15 protein-coding genes and 3 pseudogenes are annotated in these 17,627 nt (G+C 68.2%); 8 read left to right on the forward strand and 10 right to left on the reverse strand.

Annotated features, from left to right (window positions below; genetic code table 11):
- Positions 1–25: 25 nt before the first annotated feature.
- Positions 26–1,345 carry a sensor histidine kinase gene (locus FG154_RS09285; RefSeq protein WP_145106938.1) on the reverse strand — a complete coding sequence of 440 codons (1,320 nt, stop codon included), beginning with the start codon at positions 1,343–1,345 and terminating at the stop codon, positions 26–28.
- 144 nt (positions 1,346–1,489) lie between these two features.
- Positions 1,490–1,825: pseudogene (locus FG154_RS09290) on the reverse strand (transposase); the annotation flags it as partial.
- Positions 1,826–1,841: 16 nt separating this feature from the next.
- Between FG154_RS09290 and FG154_RS09295 the strand changes: the two are divergent.
- The 7 genes from FG154_RS09295 (at position 1,842) to FG154_RS09325 (ending at position 8,552) form a co-directional block, all read left to right on the forward strand.
- On the forward strand, positions 1,842–2,786 hold the full coding sequence (locus FG154_RS09295; RefSeq protein WP_246100193.1) for a GntR family transcriptional regulator: 945 nt from the start codon (positions 1,842–1,844) through the stop codon (positions 2,784–2,786).
- Positions 2,787–2,899: 113 nt separating this feature from the next.
- Positions 2,900–3,643, forward strand: coding sequence for an SDR family oxidoreductase (locus tag FG154_RS09300; protein WP_145106886.1), 744 nt, complete (start codon positions 2,900–2,902; stop codon positions 3,641–3,643).
- Complete coding sequence (locus FG154_RS09305) at positions 3,640–4,689, forward strand: Ldh family oxidoreductase (RefSeq protein WP_145106888.1); 1,050 nt, start codon at positions 3,640–3,642, stop codon at positions 4,687–4,689. Before FG154_RS09300 ends, FG154_RS09305 begins: the two co-directional genes overlap by 4 nt.
- A gap of 83 nt (positions 4,690–4,772) precedes the next feature.
- On the forward strand, positions 4,773–5,759 hold the full coding sequence (locus FG154_RS09310; RefSeq protein WP_145106891.1) for a C4-dicarboxylate TRAP transporter substrate-binding protein: 987 nt from the start codon (positions 4,773–4,775) through the stop codon (positions 5,757–5,759).
- A 157-nt stretch (positions 5,760–5,916) separates the two neighbouring features.
- On the forward strand, positions 5,917–6,405 hold the full coding sequence (locus tag FG154_RS09315) for a TRAP transporter small permease (RefSeq protein WP_145106893.1): 489 nt from the start codon (positions 5,917–5,919) through the stop codon (positions 6,403–6,405).
- Between the two features lie 7 nt (positions 6,406–6,412).
- A complete protein-coding gene (locus FG154_RS09320) occupies positions 6,413–7,693 on the forward strand; it encodes a TRAP transporter large permease (protein ID WP_145106896.1) in 1,281 nt (426 codons plus the stop codon).
- Positions 7,694–7,703: 10 nt separating this feature from the next.
- Positions 7,704–8,552 (forward strand): sugar phosphate isomerase/epimerase family protein, encoded by an 849-nt coding sequence (locus FG154_RS09325; RefSeq protein WP_145106898.1) that lies wholly within the window; start codon positions 7,704–7,706, stop codon positions 8,550–8,552.
- A gap of 30 nt (positions 8,553–8,582) precedes the next feature.
- Here FG154_RS09325 and phnE (FG154_RS09330) read toward each other — a convergent pair whose 3' ends face one another.
- The 7 genes and pseudogenes from phnE (FG154_RS09330) to FG154_RS09360 all read right to left on the reverse strand — a co-directional run.
- Positions 8,583–9,386: a phosphonate ABC transporter, permease protein PhnE gene (gene phnE / locus FG154_RS09330; RefSeq protein WP_145106901.1), complete on the reverse strand. Its 804-nt coding sequence runs from the start codon at positions 9,384–9,386 to the stop codon at positions 8,583–8,585.
- Positions 9,383–10,180, reverse strand: coding sequence for a phosphonate ABC transporter, permease protein PhnE (gene phnE / locus FG154_RS09335; RefSeq protein WP_145106903.1), 798 nt, complete (start codon positions 10,178–10,180; stop codon positions 9,383–9,385). The genes phnE (FG154_RS09330) and phnE (FG154_RS09335) overlap by 4 nt, the downstream gene beginning before the upstream one ends.
- On the reverse strand, positions 10,177–10,998 hold the full coding sequence (gene phnC / locus FG154_RS09340; RefSeq protein ID WP_145106906.1) for a phosphonate ABC transporter ATP-binding protein: 822 nt from the start codon (positions 10,996–10,998) through the stop codon (positions 10,177–10,179). Before phnC ends, phnE (FG154_RS09335) begins: the two co-directional genes overlap by 4 nt.
- Before the next feature lie 64 nt (positions 10,999–11,062).
- Complete coding sequence (phnD, locus tag FG154_RS09345; RefSeq protein ID WP_145106909.1) at positions 11,063–12,007, reverse strand: phosphate/phosphite/phosphonate ABC transporter substrate-binding protein; 945 nt, start codon at positions 12,005–12,007, stop codon at positions 11,063–11,065.
- Between the two features lie 257 nt (positions 12,008–12,264).
- Positions 12,265–14,412: a TRAP transporter permease gene (locus FG154_RS09350; RefSeq protein ID WP_145106912.1), complete on the reverse strand. Its 2,148-nt coding sequence runs from the start codon at positions 14,410–14,412 to the stop codon at positions 12,265–12,267.
- A 75-nt stretch (positions 14,413–14,487) separates the two neighbouring features.
- Positions 14,488–15,459, reverse strand: a complete 972-nt coding sequence (locus FG154_RS09355; protein ID WP_145106915.1) for a TAXI family TRAP transporter solute-binding subunit — start codon at positions 15,457–15,459, stop codon at positions 14,488–14,490.
- Between the two features lie 311 nt (positions 15,460–15,770).
- A pseudogene (locus tag FG154_RS09360) lies at positions 15,771–16,317 on the reverse strand (transposase); the annotation flags it as partial.
- A gap of 344 nt (positions 16,318–16,661) precedes the next feature.
- Here FG154_RS09360 and FG154_RS09365 point away from each other — a divergent pair.
- Positions 16,662–16,911, forward strand: a pseudogene (locus FG154_RS09365) (IS5/IS1182 family transposase); the annotation flags it as partial.
- A 359-nt stretch (positions 16,912–17,270) separates the two neighbouring features.
- Here the strand turns inward: FG154_RS09365 and FG154_RS09375 are convergent.
- Positions 17,271–17,627: IS66 family transposase (locus FG154_RS09375; RefSeq protein ID WP_145106917.1), on the reverse strand; the 357-nt coding region annotated here is incomplete at its 5' end.

Consider the following 17,627-nt stretch of genomic DNA (forward strand, 5'->3'; position numbering starts at 1 on the left):
CGACGGCACGAAAGGTGGTGAAGGATCATGCCCGCGCCCGCTCCAGCGGCAGTTCCAGCCGGAAGCAGGCGCCGACGCCCCCTTCGCAGAGCACGAGCCGCCCACCATGCTCTTCGGCGATCTTGTGCGAGATCGGCAGGCCAAGCCCGGTGCCGCGACCCACGGGCTTGGTGGTGAAGAACGGGTCGAAGATCGCCTGCTCCAGCCCCTCGGGCACCCCCGCGCCATTGTCCCGCACGGAGAGGACGGCGAGGTCGCCCTCGATCGCAAGGTCGATCACCACCTTCGGCGCCTCCACCTCTTCGACCGCATCGAGCGCGTTCTGCACGAGGTTCATCACCACCTGCTGCAGATGCCCGGGCCGTCCCGTCACCTCGAGCGAGGGCAGGCCGGTGGCCTCGACCTCCACCTCGCGGCGCGCGCCACGAAGAACCCATGCGGTCGCCACCTGCGTGACGGCCACGAGGTCGAACCGCTCGGCCTCGCCCGATCCGTCCGAGGACAGCCGGCGCAGATCCTCGACGATATCGCGCACCCGCTCGGCCCCCTCGCGGGCGCCGTGCACCGCCTCGCGCAGGTTGCGCACCTCGCGGTCCAGCTTCAGGTCCTCGCGCAGCCGCATCAGGTCCTCGCGCGTGGCTCCGGCCTGCACCTCGTTGAAATAGCTTTCGAATTTCCCGGCATAGCGTTCGAGGGCATGGGCGTTGGCATAGACGAAGCTGATCGGATTGTTCAGTTCGTGCGCCACCCCCGCCAGAAGGCGCCCGAGCGAGGCGAGCTTCTCGTTCCTGACCAACAGCGCCTGCGCGGCCTTCAGCTCGTCATGGCTGCGCTCGAGCTCGGCATAGGCCTGCCGGATCTCGGCCACCGAGCGCCCCGTCAGCACCAGACCCGCCGCCCGGCCGCGTTCGTCGAAACGAGCGGACAGTGACAGCTCGACCGCGCTCGGCCCTTCGGGCGTGAGCAGCCCCGCTTCGACTGTTACGGGCGCCCGCAGTTCGGTCGCGCATCGCATGGCCGTCCGCAGCCGTTCACGGTCGGCCTCGGCAAACAGATCCTCCGCCCGCCGGGCACAGAGCTGCGAGCGCGCCAGCCGCGTGCGGAGCGACACCGAGGCCGAAGCCTCCTCGACCTCGCCGGCGCGCGAAACCACGATCAGGATGTCCGAGACCGAGGCCAGCACCGAGGCATGTAAGGACCGAAGCCGCTCAAGCTCGGCGTTCTGCCGCTCGAGGCGCTCCTGGTAATCCACCAGGTCGGCATAGGTCCGATCGACGGCCGACAGCACGTCCATCCAGACCGAGTCCGGAAGGTCTCCTTCGCGCGGCTGTGTCTCGTTGCCCATGCCATCCTCCGTCACCATCATAGACGGCGGCGCGGCCGTCGCGAAAGGCAAGAGTGAAAGACAGCGTGAGCTGTAATTCACTTGAGCCGGTAGAGCCGGTACAGTCAAGATATATAACATAATCTGAATTATCCGAATCGCACCACCAGTCCATCCCTTCCAGAATGCCCTGCCGTAGTGCCGCGTGGCACGCAGGGTCTCATTCCTGGCCCGGGCAGCGGAACCGTCCTCCTTTCTTCCACGGCCGGCCGTTCTTGCGGATCCGGCCGTGTGGCAGCGGCGCGTGTCGTAGGCGCCGTCGCCTGTACGGTGCCGATTTCCTCGTCGTCGGGGATCTGGTCCACCAACTCGGGCTGGTGCGGGCTGCCCCCGTAGTGACTGGGGGTGATTTCGACGGCACGGCTGTCGGACGTGGCCACATCCATGGCCAGATGGACCTTGCGACATTGACCCTGCGCCGTGCTTGCGGACCTGCCACTCGCGTTCGGCAGGCTTGGTGCACCGGTTCGTCGTGCAGTACAAGGGCGTGCAGGTTTCGTCATGGCCCCGTTTAACGCCATGGATTCATCATGCGAGTTCTCCCGGGCCGAAGTTCTGCAACAATGCCACACTAATCTCTCACGGCGATAAAAACAGACTTGCATACTTGTATGCAAGCATACTAGCCTTTCTCAGAACAGAAGCTTTGAGAGGGGCGGCTGTGACACGGGAGGAGCACAAGGCGGGCACGGCCGGGGCTGCAGGCAGCAACCTGCGCCCTGTTTCGGCGGGTCGGCTGGACGTGGGCATCTCCGATGCGATACGCCGCCGCATCGTCACCCTCGACTATACGCCCGGCCTCATGATCTTCGAGAACGCCGTCGCCGCGGAGTTCGGCGTCAGCCGGACGCCGGTGCATCAGGCCTTCATGCGCCTCTCGCACGAGGGGCTTCTGGATGTGCTGCCGCAACGGGGGGCGCGGGTCTCTTTCCTGTCGCGCTCGACCATCATCCATGCTCAATACGTCCGAGAATGCCTTGAAGCGGCGGCCTTTTTCGACGCCGCCCGCATCTGGGACCCGGCGGACGCCGCGCACCTTCAACGCGCGCGCCGCGCGCAGGATCTGATCGAGGCGCAGCGCGAGGCGGTCGCCCAAGGCGATTACCTGCGCTTCACCGAACTGGACGTGGCCTTTCACACCGAGATCCTCGGGGTGCTGGGCAACGACCTCCTGCTCGCCTGCGTCTCGCAGATGCGCAACCAGCTCAACCGTCTGCGGCTGCTGGAACTGCGCGAGGCCCATCACGAAAAGCGCATGATCGCCGATCACGAGGCGCTTCTGGCCGCCGTATCGGCCGGACGCGCCGATGAGGCGCGCCGGCGGCTCATCGCTCACCTCAAGACGCTGGAAGATTTTCGCGAAGAGATTTTCGGCCGCCATCCCGACCTCTTCCGTCCCTGACCGGAGATCCGCATGACCCTGCCCCTTGCCCATGTCGAAATTACGCCGGCCGCGGCCTCACGCTGGCCGCGCACCTCCGCCACGCCGTTGGCAGTCCTGCGAGGAGTCGCGGCATGAGCGGGCGGCTTGCGGGCAAGCGCGCCTTCGTCGCCGACGCCGGGCAGGGGATGGGCCGCGAGATCGCGCTGGCCTATGCGCGCGAGGGGGCCGAGGTGATCGCGGCCAGCCGGACGCTGGCCAAGATGGTCGATCTGCCGGGCCTCGCGCCCACGATCCGCCCGGTGGAGCTGGACCTCGTCGATGCCGAGGCCGTGGCGCGGGTGACGGGCGAGACGGGCCCGGTCGATATCCTCGTGAACTGCGCGGCCTTCGTCCATACGGGCACGCTGCTCGACTGCCCGCCCGAGGATTGGCGGCGCAGCTTTGACCAGAATGTCCATTCCTGCTACCACACGATCCGCGGCCTGCTGCCAGGGATGCTGGAGCGCGGCTCGGGCAGCATCGTCAACATCGCCTCGGTGGCCAGCTCGATCACCGGCGTGCCGCTGCGCGCGGCCTATGGCACCTCGAAGGCGGCGCTGATCGGGCTGACCAAGGCCGTGGCGCGCGACTTCATCGGCCGGGGCATCCGCTGCAACGCGCTCTGCCCCGGCACGACGCAGTCGCCGTCGCTGCAGGAGCGGATCGAGGCCACCGACGATCCCGAGGAGACGCGCCGCCTGTTCGTCGCGCGCCAGCCGATGGGGCGGCTGGGCACCGTCGAAGAGATGGCGGCCGCCGCGATCTATCTTGGCAGCGACGAGAGCGGCTTCATGACCGGCCAGCTTCTGGTGGTGGACGGAGGGCAGACGCTGTGACGGCCCTGGTCGCGCTCGACCGGCTCGAGGCCTTCTGCCAGGCGGCGCTTGCCGCGGCGGGGGCGGACGAGCCCACCGCCACCGCCGCCAGCCGCGCGATGCTGCATGGCAGCCGCCTGGGGGTGGACAGCCACGGGGTGCGGCTCCTTGACCATTATGTGCGGGTGATCGAGGGCGGCCGGGTCAACGGCCGACCGAACCTGCGCTTCCGCGAGGGGTTCGGGGCGCTGGCGGTGCTGGAGGCCGACCATGCCCACGGCGCGCTGGCGGCCTACCGGGCGATGGATCACGCGACCGACCTGGCCGCGCGCTACGGGATCGGGGCGGTGGCGATCCGCGACAGCTCTCACTTCGGGCCGGCGGGGGCCTACGCGCTGGCCGCCGCGCATCGCGGGCAGATCGGGCTCGCGGTCTGCAACTCGGACGCTTTCGTGCGCCTGCACGACGGGGCGAGCCGCTTTCACGGCACCAACCCGATCGCCGCGGCCGCCCCCTCGGGCGGCGAGGATCCCTGGCTGTTCGACATGGCCACCTCGGCCGTGCCCTACAACCGCGTGCAGCTGAACCGCAGCCTCGGCCGGCCGATGCCCGAGGGCGTCGCCTCGGACGCGGCGGGGATCAACACGACCGAGGCCGCCGCGGTGGAGATGCTCGCGCCGCTGGGTCATGCCTTCGCCTTCAAGGGCGCGGGGCTCGCGGGGCTGGTCGAGATCCTGAGCGCCGTCCTGACCGGGATGCGGGCGAGTTTCGACATCCTGCCGATGGCCGGCCCGGATCTTTCGACGCCGCGGCGGATGGGAGCCTTCGTGCTGGCGATCCGGCCCGACGCCGTGATCCCGCCCGACGAGTTCGAGGCCGGGATGCGCCACTATCTGGCCGCGCTGCGCGCCTCGCCCGCCCGCAAGGGAGCGCGTGTCCTGGCGCCGGGGGATCGCGAATGGGCCGAGGCGCGCCGCCGGGCCGCCGAGGGCGTGCCGCTCGACCCCGCGACCGAGGCGGCCTTCGCCGCGCTGGCGCGGCGCTTCGGACTGGCCGCGCCCTTCTGAGAGAGGGGCGCGGAAGGGAGGACCGGCGCCCCGGCGCCGGCAACAGGACCGGCCCCAACGCCGGAGATGAAAGGGAGAAGACCATGACCAAGACCAGACGGATGCCGGCGCTGCTGGCGGGCTGCCTTGTCCTTGCCGCCGGGGCGCTGCCGGCCGCGGCGCAGCAATACACGTTGCGGCTCAACCACGTCCACAGCCCGTCGGAGCCCTATCAGCAGGCCTTCACCAACTGGGCCGAGCGGGTCAAGGAGCGCACGGACGGCAATCTGGTGATCGAGGTCTTCCACAGCGCCCAGCTGGGCGTCGAGGAGGACATCATCGAGCAGATCCGCATGGGCGCCAATGTCGGCCAGAACACCGACGCGGCCCGCCTTGGCAACTATGTCAAGGAGATCGCAGTCGTGAACGGCCCCTATTTCGTGGACACGCTGGAGGATGCCTTCCGCCTGTCCGATCTCGAGATCATGCAGGAATGGGAAGAGCGCCTTGCGCGCGAGGCGGGCATCCGCATCGTCTGTTCGGACTTCGTGCAGGGCAAGCGGCATTTCTTCACCAACCGGCCGGTGCAGTCTCCCGCGGATCTCTCCGGCCAGCGCATCCGCACCCCCCCGGCGCCGATCTGGCAGGAATCCGTCCGTGCCCTGGGCGCGCAGCCGACCGCGATGAGCTATGGCGACATCTATCCCGGCCTGCAGCAGCGCGCGGTGGACGGGGCCGAACTCACCTTCACCAACGTCGTCGCGGGCAATTTCAACGAGGTGCTGACCCACTTCTCGGAAACCGGCCACATCCTGCTCAAGAACTACGAGATCGTCAGCGCGCAGTGGTTCGACAGCCTGCCGGCCGACTACCAGACCGCGCTGGTCGAGGAATGTCGCACGGCCGGGCAGGAGGTCTCGCGCCAGCTTGAGGAGATGGCGGCGGCCGACCGGCAGAAGCTGGTCGATGCCGGCATGACCGCGGCCGAGGATGTCGATCTCGAGGCGTTCCGCGAGGCGGGCCTTGGGGCCTACGAGGCGCTTGGCCTGACCGAGGCGCGGCAGGCGGTGCTGGACGAACTGCGCCGCTGAGGCGGTCCCCGCCCGGGGCGCGCGCGGAGGCGCCGGGCGGGGATGCGCTGCCTGGGGCGAGCGTTCCGGGCAGCGATGGCGGGCGCGGCGAGCCAGGCCAGGGACGCGGGTTGCGGCCCCGGGGACTCACCGCCCTGGGGCCTGAGCGGAGGGGATGATGACGACGGCTTACAGCTACTTCACGCGGGCGGAGGCGGTGATCGCGGGCCTTCTGCTTCTGACCATGGTCGGGCTGATCTTCGCGGCCGGGGTGGCGCGGATGCTGCATCATCCGCTGAACTGGAGCATCGACCTCGCCACCTGCTGCTTCGCCTGGGCGGCCTTCATCTGCGCCGACATCGCCTGGCGGCGCAACCTGCTGATGTCGATCGACCTTCTGGCCGATAACGGCCCGGCCTGGCTGGGCCGGGCGCTCTTCTACCTCAATCACCTGCTGATCGCGGCCTTCCTGCTCTATCTGGTCTGGCACGGCATCTCGCTGACCTGGACGACGCGGGCGCGCAGCTTCAACGGCATTCCGGGTGTCAGCTATTCCTGGGTGACGGCCAGCCTGCCCACGGGCGCGCTGCTGATGCTGCTGACCACCGGGCTCAAGCTGCGGGCGCGGCTGGCCGAGGACGGCTTCCTCGCCCCGGCCAAGGGATGAACGCGCCATGCTGATCGTTGCCACCGCCTTTGTGATCCTTCTCGTGCTGGGGATGCCGGTGGCCTTCGCCATCGGGATCTCGGGGCTTCTGTTCTTCTTCCAGCACCCCGAGCTGCCCCGGACCATCCCGCTGCAGCTGACCATCTCGCAGACCCAGAACTTCGCGCTTCTCGCGGTGCCGATGTTCATCATCGCGGGCAATCTGATGAACCGCTCGGGCATCACCGAACGGCTGCTCGAGCTGGCCTCGATCCTGACCGGGCGGCTGAGGGGCGGGCTTGCGCAGGTCTCGATCGCGCTGTCGGCGCTGATGGGCGGGGTCTCGGGCTCGGCCATCGCGGATGCGGCCATGCAGTCGCGGGTGCTGGGCGGCGAGATGATCCGCCGCGGCCTCTCGCCGGGCTTTGCCGCGGGCGTGCTCTGCTATGGTTCGCTGCTGACCCCGATCATCCCGCCGGGCATCGGCATGATCCTTTACGGCACCATCGGACAGGTCTCGATCGGGCAGATGTTCGCGGCGGGGATCATCCCGGCGCTGATGCTGGGGGCGGGGCTGTCGATCGCCGTCTCGCTGACCGCGCGCCGGCGCGGCTACCCGCCCGAGCGTGACCGCCGCCCGACGCTGGCCGAGGCGGGGCAGGCGTTCCGCGGCGGCTTCTGGGCGCTGCTCTTTCCGGTCATCCTGCTGGTGGGTCTGCGCAGCGGCGTCTTCACCCCGTCCGAGATCGGCGCCGCCGCCGTGATCTACGCCCTGTTCGTCGGCGTGGCCATCTACCGCCGCCTGTCCGGCCGCGGCTTTGTCGAGGCGCTCGAGGTCAGCCTCGGCGACATCGGCGCGGTGATCTTCCTCGTCGCGGTCTCGGCGATCTTCGGCTACGGCATCGTGCTCGAGCGGATCCCGACCCTCGTCTCGGGCGCCATGCTGGGGCTGACCGACAATCTCCAGGCGGTGATGGTGCTGATCGCGACCTTCACGATCCTCGCGGGCTTCGTGGTCGATGCCACGGTGCTGATCATCATGCTGACGCCGATCTTCCTGCCGCTGATCCGCAGTCTGGGGGGCGATCCGGTGCATTTCGGGATCGTCTTCATCATCGCGGCGACGATCGGCAACTTCACCCCGCCGATCGGAGCGGCGATGTACACGGTCTGCTCGATCCTGAAGGTGAAGGTCGGCGCCTACACGCGCGAGTCCCTGCCGCTGCTGCTGTCGGTCTTCCTTGTCACGCTGCTCCTCGTCTTCCTGCCGGGGGTGGTGCTGTTCCTGCCGACGCTGATGTTCCGATGAAGGAGACAGAATGAACCGCCGATCCATCCACAGCTACACCTGGCTTCCCCGCTGGAGCAACGAGGGCGGCGAGCGTGCCGCGGCCCGCGCGGCCGCCCACGGCTACGGGCATCTGGTGATCCCGCTGCGCGACCCCGAGTCGGTCGATCCGGCCCGGATTGCCCGCTTCTGCGCGGCCGAGGGCGTGGTGCCGCTGACGACCTCGGCGCTGGGGCCCGACACCGACATCTCGAGCACCGATCCCGACGTGGCGGCGCGGGGGCTGGCCCGGCACCTCAGGGCGCTGGCTCTGGCGCGCGACATGGGGGCGCCGCGCATGGGGGGCATCCTCTACGGCGCCTTCGGCAAGGCCGCGCGGGCGGCGGCGCCGGGGCAGTTCGAGGCCTCGGCCGAGAGGCTGGCGCGGCTGGCCCAAGCAGCGGCGGCCAGCGACATCCTGCTGACGCTCGAGGTGGTGAACCGCTACGAATCGAACCTCGTGACCACCGCGGCCGAGGGGCTGCGCCTGATCGAGGCCATCGGGCAGCCGAACGTGAAGCTGCATCTCGACACGTTCCACATGAACATCGAGGAAGAGGACATGCTCGCCACGCTGGAGAGCGCCCTTCCGCATCTGGCCTATTTCGAGATCGACCAGAACCACCGCGGCCGGCTGTCGGCCGGGGCGATCCGGTTCGAGCCCCTGCTCGAGTGGCTGAAAGGGGCGGGCTACGACGGGCTCGTGGGGGTGGAGGCCTTTTCCTCGGCCATATCCCATCCCGATGTGGCGGCGGGGGTGGCAAGCTGGCGTCCGCTCTTTGCCGATGGCGACGAGGTGGCCGAGGAGGGCCGCGCGCTGCTGGACCGCTGCGGGTTCTGACCTGCGGATCGGCCAGATCCCCCCGCCGCCTCAGATGATCGCGGCGCGGACCCTGGCCGAGACCCATTCCGACAGGACGACGGTCGCAAGGATCACCAGCAGGATCGTCGTCACCTGCGGCCAGGCCAGCGTGTTCAGCGAGTTCTGCAGCTTGAGCCCGAGCCCGCCGGCGCCGACCAGCCCGAGGATCGCGCTCTCGCGGATGTTGATGTCCCAGCGGAAGACCGAGATCCCCCAGAAGGCGGGCAGGATCTGCGGCACGATCGCGTAGTTCAGCACCTGCGCGCGGCTGGCGCCGGTGGCGGTGACGGCCTCGACCTGACGGGGGTCGGTCTCCTCGATCGCCTCGTAGAGCAGCTTGCCGATGAAACCGATCGAGCGCAGGCCGATGGCGATGATCCCCGCCAGAAGGCCCGGCCCGAGGATCGCCACCAGCAGCAGCGCCCAGATCAGCGAGTTGATCGAGCGCGAGGCCACGATGACGAACAGCGCCGCCGGCCGCAGCACCAGCGGCAAGGGCGAGGTGTTGCGCGCCGCGCAGAAGGCCACCGGCACGGCAAGGATCACGCCCAGAAGCGTGCCCAGCGTCGCCATGTTCAGCGTGTCCCACAGCGGGCCCATCAGCTCGGGCAGATAGGACCAGCGCGGCGGGATCATGCGGCTGCCGATGTCGGCGGCCTGTCGCGGCGCGTCCTGCACGAAGAGCCAGATCGTGTTCCGGTTCATCACCTGCCAGCACCAGACGAAGAGCGCGACAAGGCAGAGCCAGCCCATCCAGAGGGCCAGCCGCGCCGTGCGCCCGCGCGGCTGCCAGCGGTCGGGAAGGTCGGTCATTGCAGGTATTTCCTCAGATGGCTGGAGGCGTATTCCGCCACCATCACCAGCGCGATGATCATCAGCAGGATCGCCCCCGCGCTGTCATATTCGTAGCGGTCGATTGCGGTGTTCAGCGTGGCGCCGATCCCGCCCGCGCCGACGATCCCGATCACGGCGGACTCGCGGAAATTGATGTCGAGCCGGTAGAGCGACAGGCCGATCAGCCGCGGCATCACCTGCGGCTGGATGCCGTAGTTGACCAGTTGCAACCAGCCGGCGCCGGTGGCTCGGATCGCCTCGGCCTGCGCCTCGTCAATGTCCTCGATATCCTCGGCCAGGAGTTTCGCAATGAAGCCGATGGTGGCAAAGCTCAGCGTGAGAAAGCCCGCGAAAGGGCCGAAGCCGAACATGGCGACGAAGAAGATCGCCACGATGATCTCCTGCAGCGCGCGGCTGGCCGCGATGATGCCGCGGCAGATCGTGTAGAGCCAGCGCGGCGCGAGATTGCGTGCGGCCCCGAGCCCGATCGGGACCGAGATCGCCACGCCCACCACGGTCGAGGTCAGCGTCATGGTCAGGCTTTCCACCAGCCCCTGACTGATGTTGCGCCAGCGGCTGGTGAAGTCGGGCGCGAGGAAGCCCTGCACGAAGCGCAGGCCACGCTCGCCGCCCTCGGCGATCCGCGTCCAGTTCACCTCGACCGACGACAGCGCCAGCACCAGCCAGACCAGCGCCGCAAACTGCAGCGCGATCCGCCAGCCGCGATGGGTGAAGATCTGCGGCGGGCGGCGCCATGTCGAGGGATGGCTCATGCCGGAAGCCCCGCCAATCGGCGAAGCGCGTCGGCCTCGGCCGCCTCGCCCTCATCGTGGCCCTTGCGCATCGCCGTCCAGTCTTCCGAGCCGTAGATCTCGGTCAGCACACGTTCGGTCAGCTGCGCAGGCGTTCCATCGAACACCACGCGGCCGCCGCGCAGGCCGATGATGCGCTGCATGAACTGCTGCGCCAGCGGCACGTCATGGATGTTGACGATGGCCGGCAGGCCCGCCTCGGTGCAGATCTCGACCAGAAGCCGCATGATCTGGCGGCTGGTCCGGGGATCGAGGCTGGCCGTCGGCTCGTCCACCAGCAGCAGTTCGGGTTCCTGCGCCAGCGCCCGCGCGATGCCGACGCGCTGGCGCTGCCCGCCCGAAAGCGCGTCCGCCCGCTTGTCGGCGTGGTCGATCAGGCCCACCCGGTCAAGCAGCCGGTAGGCGCGGCGGATGTCCTCGGGCGGGAAACGCCGGGTGAAGCTGGTCCAGAAGCCGACATAGCCCAGCCGGCCCGACAGGACATTCTCCATCACGCTGAGGCGTTCAACCAGCGCATATTCCTGAAAGATCATCCCGATCCGCCGCCGCTGGGCACGCAGTTCGCGCGCGCCGAGCCCGGTCAGTTCGCGCCCGCCCAGCAGCACCCGCCCCGAGGTCGGCTCGACGAGCCGGTTGATGCAGCGGATCAGAGTCGATTTCCCCGCCCCCGAGGGGCCGATCAGCCCGACAAGCTGGCCCCTCGGCACCGACAGGGACACCGCACTCAGCGCCCGGTCGCCGGTCCTGTAGGTCTTGGTCAGGTCGTGAAGTTCAAGCATGCGGTCGTTCATCCCGGCAAGGGCGGATGCGGGCCGTGGTCCGCATCCGCCGTGAAGCCTGCGCTCACTTGCAGTCGTAGGAGACGCCCATCGCCTCGTCGATCTCGCGCACCACCGTCCAGTGCTCCTTGAAGGTGATCGGGATGAACTGCGCCTCGCCGGATTTCGAGAATTCCTCGGCCAGCGACGAGCCCTCCCACGGGAAGCTGAAGAAGGCGTCGCGGATCTTCTCCTGAAGCTCGGGCGTCAGGTTGTGGGCGAGGCCGTAGCCGGTGGTCGGGAAGGTTTCCGACTTGTAGATGCTGACGATCTGCTCGGCCTTGACCGCGCCGCGATCGATCATGCGGATCATCACGGAATTGGCCACGGCGGCGGCATCGTAATCCTTGTTTGCCACGCCCAGCACCGAGTTGTCGTGCTTGCCCGAGAAGGCGGCGGTGTAGTCCTTGCCCGCCTCCATCCCGTACTTCGCCCGCAGGAGCGCCGAGGGCGCCTTGTAGCCCGAGTTCGAGGTCTCGGACGAGAAGGCCAGCGTCCGGCCCTTCAGATCCTCGATCGCGGCAATGCCCGCGTCGGGATGGGTGATGATCTCCATCTCGTAGCCGTAGCTGCCGTCGGCGGCCGCCATCATCGCGAAGGGGCGGAAGCCCGCGCAGGCGATGGCCAGCGGGTTCGAGCCGGTGTTGAAGCCCGCGACATGCAGCCGGCCGGCGCGCATCGCCTCGATCTGGGCGGCGTTGCTGTCCACCGGGAAGAACTGCACCTTCTTGCCCGTGGCGCTTTGCAGATGGGCGATGAAGTCCTTCCAGGCCTCGGCATAGACCGCGGGATCCTCGACCGGCGTATAGGCGAAGACCAGCGTGGCGGGATCGACAAGTTGGGCGGGATCGGTCGGGATGTCGGCGACCATGTCGCCATCGGCATCGGTGTAGCGCGCATCAAGCTTGAACTCGGCCTGGGCGGCGCTCGCCAGCAGCAGCGCCGCGGCAGAGAGCAGGAGGGATTTCATCACGGTGATCCTTTCTCGTCGGGTCCACCGGCGGCTATCCTGCCGATGTGACACCCGCGTTGCGGCACCGTGACGGTTTTCTGATGGGGGAGGTCAGGACGCGGCGGCCCGGCCCTCGGGCACCACGAACGCGCCGGCCGGACCCTCGGTCCGGGCCGGTCGTGAAGGGCAAGGGCCGGATCCGCGAGCGCGGCAGCGACGGGCCTGCAGGCCCGTCGCGTTCGGAATGAGAGATTTTCGGCCGCGGGTGCGGGCGGTCAGCGGCTGGCGGTGGAGGGCACGCGCCGCTGCAGCACGGCGACCAGCCCGGCCGCGGCGATCCCGATCGCATCGGTCACCCAGCCGCCGTCGATCATCGCCAGCGCGGCTCCCAGCAGCAGCAGCCGCAGCACTCCGTTCAGCCGCCCGAAGAGCCAGCCCTGCACCGCCGCCGACAGCAGCAGCACGCCCAGGCAGGCGCTGAGGAACACATGCAGGATCGCCAGCCACTCGCCCTGCATCAGCAACTCGTGCGAGTTGAAGAACATGAACGGCACGATGAAGGCGGCCAGGCCGAGCTTGAAGGCCTCGACCGAGGTCCGCATCGGCTCGGACCCCGAGATGGCCGCCCCGGCGTAGGCGGCCAGCGCGACAGGGGGCGTGATGGCCGACATGACCGCATAGTAGAAGACGAAGAAATGCGCGACCAGCGGCGGGATGCCGAGCTGGATCAGGCCCGGCGCCACCACCGCCGCCGCCACCGCATAGGCGGCCGTCGTCGGCATCCCCATCCCCAGCACGATCGAGATGATCATGGCGAAGAACAGCGCGATCACCTGGCTCTGGTCGGCGAGCCCGAGCAGGAGCGAGGAAAAGCGCGCGCCCACGCCGGTCAGCGCGATCACCCCCACGATGATGCCCGCGGCGGCGCAGACGGCGACCAGCTGGATCGACATCCGGGCGGCCAGGTCGAGCGCGCGGTAGATCGCGCCCGGCCCCATCCGGTAGGGCGTGAGCCACGAGACCACCGCCGCCGAGGCCATCGCCACCGTGCCGGCGCGGATCACCGTATAGCCGGCGAAGAGCGTGTAGATCAGGATCACGATCGGCAGGAACAGGTAGATCTGCCGTGCCAGCACCGCGAACTTGGGCAGCTGGTCCTTGGGCAGGCCCTTCATGTCCAGCTTCCGGGCCTGGAAATCGACCATGAAATAGACTGACACGAAGTAGAGCACCGCCGGGATGATCGCGGCCACCACGATCTCGGTGTAGGGAATGCCCGTGACTTCGGCCATGATGAAGGCGCCCGCGCCCATGATCGGCGGCAGGATCTGGCCGCCCGACGAGGCCGTCGCCTCGATGCCGGCCGCGCTTTTCGCCGGATAGCCCACCTTCTTCATCAGCGGGATGGTGAGCGAGCCGGTCGCCACCACGTTGCCCGCCGAGGTGCCGTTGATCATCCCCATCAGGCCCGACCCGAAGATCGCGACCTTGGCCGGGCCGCCCCTCAGGTGGCCGGCTGCGGCGAAGGCGAAGTTGACGAAATATTCGCCGACGCGGCTCGCTTGCAGGAAGGCCGCAAAGGCGATGAACAGGATGATGTAGGTCGAGGAGACCGCGATCGGCGCGCCGAGGATCCCCTGGTCGGTGAAGATGTAGGTGAAGAAGCGCCGCGGATCATAGCCGCGGTGGGTGAGGAAGCCGGGCAGGTAGGGCCCGAGGAACGAATAGGCGATGAAGACCGAGGCGATGATCACCAGCGCCAGCCCCGCCACCCGGCGGGTGAGTTCCAGTATCAGCAGGACCCCCACCAGGGCTGCGTGGAAATCGGCGGGCTGGGCCATGGCGGTGCCGGCGCGCAGCCGGATCGGCCCGACGTTGAAAAGGATGTAGCCGGTCATCGCCAGCGCCGACAGCGCCAGCAGCCAGTCGGCCGGATGGACCCGGCTGCGGTCGCGCCCGCCCCAGATCCAGCCCGCCGCAATGGCCGCGAGGGTGCCCAGGATCAGCGGCCAGCCGTAGGTCTGGAAGACGAAGGCGGGGGGACGTGCCACGCCCGCCACCCACCAGGCCGCCCAGGCATAGCCCACCATCGCCGCGCCATAGCCCACGCCTGCCGCCGCAAGCCCGATCACCGCCCATTCCGCAAGGCTTCGCCGCGGCCGGTCGTCCTCGGAATGCAGCAGGAGCGCCGCGTAGATCATGAAGCCGATGACCAGCCCCCCCGCGATATGGAGCATCCGGTAGGTCCAGGTCTCCAGCGGATAGAAGTTCATCACCACGATGTGGAAGGCGGTGTAGAGCGCGCAGAGCAGCGTCACGCCGTAATTCAGATGGCTGCCGAAGGCGCGCTGGTTCGCGGACAAGGGTTCGTCATCGACACCTTCCGCGACGACAACGGGACCGGCATCAGACGTCCGCGACATGGGCTCTCCTTGGTCTTGGGGCATCTGCCCGGGGTCTTGGGGCGAAGGCCCGCGGGTCGCGCGGGCCTTGCCGGATCAGCGAAGTTCGGCCGGAATCTCGATGCCTGCTTCGTCGAAGTACCGGACTGCGCCGGGGTGGTACGGCAGGAAGCTGTTCTTGTCCACGTTTTCCGGGACCGTTTCGGCGGCTGTGGCATGGATCTGCACCATGCGCGGATTGTTCTCCATCACCAGCTTGGTGATCTCGTACGCGAGCGTCTCGGGCATGTCCGCGTGCGCCACCGCGAAGTTCCACAGCGCCACCGTGCCCTGCGGGTCGGGGAAGCCCTGGTAGAGGCCGCCCGGCACGTCGAACGCGGCCAGTTCGGGCATCTCCTCGAGGATCTTCGTGCGTTCCTCGTCCGAGAAGCCGAAGATGTTCACCTGCGTCTCCGCGGCGATCTGGGCGAAGGCGGCGATCGGCACGCCGGCGGCGAAGGCGAAGGCGTCGATCAGCCCGTCCTGCACCTGGCCCACCGCGTCACTGGCGCCCGAATAGCTCACCTGCGGCTGAACGCCGACGCTTTCGAAGTAGCGCGGCCAGTAGGTCGCCGCCGTGCCGCCCGCGGGGCCGACCGAAACCCGCTTGCCGCCCAGATCGGCGACCGAGGCAATGCCGCTGCTCTTCAGCGCCACGACCTGGAAGGGGGTCTGATACATCGGGAAGAGCGCGCGCAGGTTCTTGTGCTCGACGCCAGGCGCCAGTTCGCTCTCGCCGTTCCAGGCGTCGTAGGCGGGGCCCATGGTCACGAGGCCGATCTGGTGGTCGCCGGTCTCGACCAGCGTGGCGTTCTGCACCGGGCCGCCGGTCACCTCGGCCGAGGCATTCACGCCAAGGGCTTCCGAGATCAGTCCGCCGAGGCCGGTGCCGTAGATGAAATAGGTCCCGCCCTGGCTCGCGGTGCCAATGGTCAGGCTGCCCGGCCAGCCCTCGCGGTCCTGAGCGGTCGCAGGCTGTGCAAGAGACAGCGCCGCAGCCGCTGCGGCGGCAATCATTCCAGTTCGCATCATCTTCCTCCCGTGGGCCCGACCGCGTTCCACGGCAGGCGTGCGCCCCGCTCGGGGCGATCCTGCCGTCTCCGGCCTGTGGCGCCGTTTCAGTCAGCTCTTCCGCCTTCATGGTGCGGATGAGTGCTCAAACTAGCCCCTTTTTTCAGCGGGACCAACCTCCCGAGGCGGCCAAAGGGCAATTTGTCTCGCCACGGGTGCCGACCCGCAGGTTGCGCGCCCCTAAAGGGCCGGTTGCGCCCGCCTTGCGTTTGGGTCTGCCTCGCATCGTGCGGTTCCTCTTGCCTCGATGCGGGCCGCGGGATGGCTCCGCCGACCTGCGCCGCCAGCCGCGGCGCGAGGCGCGCGTAGCTCTGGCGCAACTCGATGCCGGCGTCCCGGGCCAGATCCACCAGTTGCGCCCGTGCGCGCTCGTAGAGCCGGGAGTCCGTCGGATGCGCGATCGTCTCGGGGCTTACGCGGCGCCACTGGCGCCACGGTCCCCTTGAACTCCATGACGGTCGTCTCGACCGCCACCTCGTCGAGGCTTGCGTCCTCAACGGCACCGGACTTGCGACCTGCCTCGATGGTCTTCGTCAGCAGCCATTCGACGCCCTCTTCCCCGATCCGCTTCCGCCACCGGATGAGCGAGGTGGGATCGATCGGCGGCTTGTGCTGGAAGAAGGTTTCGCCGGTGAAGTGCTGGAAGTACGGGTCTTCTACCCACCGCGCGACCACCGCCTCGTCCGAGGGCCGGAAGGCGTGCTGCAGGTAGAGCAGCCCCGCCACCAGCCGCGGCGAGGTCGCCGGCCGACCGGTCGCGGACGGGAAGAACCCCGCCCATTCGCGCTCGAAGAACTCCCAGTCGATCTTCGCCGCTTGCAGCGTGGGCTGAAACTCCGACCGCAGATATGCGGCGCCGCTCATCGACTCGTATGAAAAGACCTAGATCAACTCACAGCCGCGCTCATGGCAGAACCTGCGGTAGATCCGCATCTGATCGGGGATCGAGGCCGCGCTCTGCATCTCCAAAGATTAGCGCACGTGGATCACGGCGCGCAGGCGCCTGGAACGCCTGCCTGCACCAGTCTGCTGGTCATCGTGGTTGGCGCTGAGGACGAGAGCACTTTTGGCCGGGGAGAACCGCGGCAGTTCCTCTAGGCTCGAGCCCCATTGATTTTGGGCTCTTGGCGTGATTCAGGCTCCGCAAGGAGACCAGATCGATGAGCAATCTTTGCTGGCTGAGCGACGCCCAGATGGAGCGCCTCAAGCCGTTCTTCCCCAAAAGCCATGGCAAGCCCCGCGTCGATGATCGTTGTGTCCTCAGCGGCATAATCTTCATCAATCGCAGTGGGTTGCGCTGGTGGGACGCGCTGGAGCGACAACGGCGTCTTCGCCCGGATCATGGTGGGCCTGGCCGCCGATCGCGCCGAGCACAAGACGATCATGATCGACGCGACGTATCTCCGGTCGCGGCTGGATGAAAGACCAGTGGCAGGTCCATCGTAAGCTGACGCCGAGGGCCGTCTGGACTTCCCGGCTTTTCTCATCTGCCATGATGCGCTCGATGACGTCAGGTTCGCACTTTTCGGCGCGCAGGAACCCGAGGATCCCGCCATTCCAGGTACGGATGTCCGCGAGGAGTTCCTGCAGGCATTCGACGCCGCGGTCGGTGAAGGTCGTGATGCCTTCCTCGGTTCCGTTGTCGACCCAGATCTTCTCGCCATAGTCGATGTTGTCGGAATTGGCGCTGACGAGTTCGACAAGTTCCAGGTTCTCGCCGATCTGTCTGGCGACCTCGTCAATGGTAACGACATGCGTGACGCGGGCCATCAGGCGGCCTCGGCCGGACTGACTGCCGGTTTCTGCCAGTTCCAAGGCAGCAACTCGGGCAGGCGTGAGACCGGCAGGTCGGAGATCCGGGCGATGGCGTCGGCGAGCCATGCCTGCGGGTCGATGCCGTTGAGCTTGGCCGTGCCGATGAGGGAATACATGAACGCGGCGCGCTGTCCCCCGCGCTCGGACCCGGCGAAGAGCCAGCTCTTGCGGCCGAGAGCCACTCCCCGCAGCGCCCGTTCCGCGCAGTTGTTCGACAGGCAGACCCGGCCGTCGTCGAGGAACCGGGTGAAGCCCGGCCAGTGGTCGGGCGACAGCAGGTAGTCGATGGCCTTGGCGACCTTGGCGTGCTT

This window comes from Cereibacter sediminicola, assembly GCF_007668225.1.
GTDB classification, from domain to species: domain Bacteria; phylum Pseudomonadota; class Alphaproteobacteria; order Rhodobacterales; family Rhodobacteraceae; genus Cereibacter_A; species Cereibacter_A azotoformans.